The organism is Vibrio sp. Vb1337 (genome assembly GCF_033338715.1).
GTDB classification, from domain to species: Bacteria; Pseudomonadota; Gammaproteobacteria; order Enterobacterales; family Vibrionaceae; genus Vibrio; species Vibrio alginolyticus.
The window spans coordinates 1-1,232 of sequence record NZ_JAWOTD010000152.1; the positions used below are offsets into that span (position 1 = coordinate 1).

Annotated in this window: 1 pseudogene; it reads right to left on the reverse strand. The window is 50.3% G+C overall.

The features are described 5' to 3' along the window. Window positions 1-1,232 (reverse strand): annotated as a pseudogene (locus tag R7E42_RS24645) (protein-disulfide reductase DsbD); the annotation flags it as partial.

Genomic DNA, 1,232 nt, shown 5'->3' on the forward strand with positions numbered 1-1,232 from the left:
CATATTTCTGGCAAGATGCGCTCAAGCAAGAAGATTGGAGCTGCCAGCAGAATGAAACCAAATAATGTCTTCACGCGGTCCATCCAACCGCCGGCTTTTGGCAGCAATTTGTTGCCAAATACCGCTACGAGAATCAGCGGAATACCCATACCCATCGCCAGTGCGTAAAGCGCAATACCACCAGTCAGCAAGTCACCACTTTGTGCAACGTAGAGTAGTGCGCCCGACAGAGGTGCCGTGGTACACGGTGAGCACACCAGACCTGAGATCGCACCCATCGCGAATACGCCTGCGCTGCTGCCGCCTTGCTGTTTGTTGCTCAGGTTGTTTAGCCACGTTTGTACACTGCTTGGCAATTGCAGGGTGTACACACCAAACATGGAGAGTGCCAACGTGACGAATAAGATACTCAAACCAATCAACACATATGGGTGTTGCATCGCCGCTTGGAACTGCATGCCTGCTGATGCCACCACTAAGCCGAGAAGAGTGTAAGTTAGCGCCATGCCTTGCACGTAAACTAGGGATAAACCCAGAGCGCGGCGTTGGCTTAGCTTCCCACTACCAAGTACGATGCTGGTCAAAATTGGGTACATTGGCAGAACGCATGGCGTAAACGCTAAGCCTACACCAAGAGCTAAAAACAGCAGCGGAGTCCACCAATTGTCAGCAAGGTTCGCCGCGAGGCTGTCTTGCTCAGTGACTGGTGCTGGAGTGTTGTTTGATGACACTGACGTGCTCGCCGTTGGTGATGTCGCGCTTGTTTGGTTGTTGTTTGCTGTCGATTGAGTTGGTTTTGTTGCGACTGCGGAATCAGCAATGGAAGCCGTAAAAGCGTCTATTGGAATGATGCGAGTTTCTGGCGGGTAGCAGAATCCAGCCTTCGCACAGCCTTGATATTGCACGATTACGCGCGCGCCTTCTTGCCACTCATCAAGCGGTACATTCACAAATAAAGGCGTGGTGTAGATATGCACATCACCGAAAAATTCATCTTTATGTGGCGTGCCGTTTTCCATTTGCAGTTCGCCAAGAGAGATGTTTTCACCAGACACAGACAAGCGCTCTTGATACAGATAGTAGCCGTCACGTACCTGCCAATCGAGCATCAACTTGTCGTCTTGTTAGTAGAAGTTAAATGGGAACGCTTGGTCGACCGGAACAAAGCTGTCGCTGCTGCTACCAAAACTGTTGTTCTGGCTATTGTTAAACTGGTCTTTGCCAAATAAAGC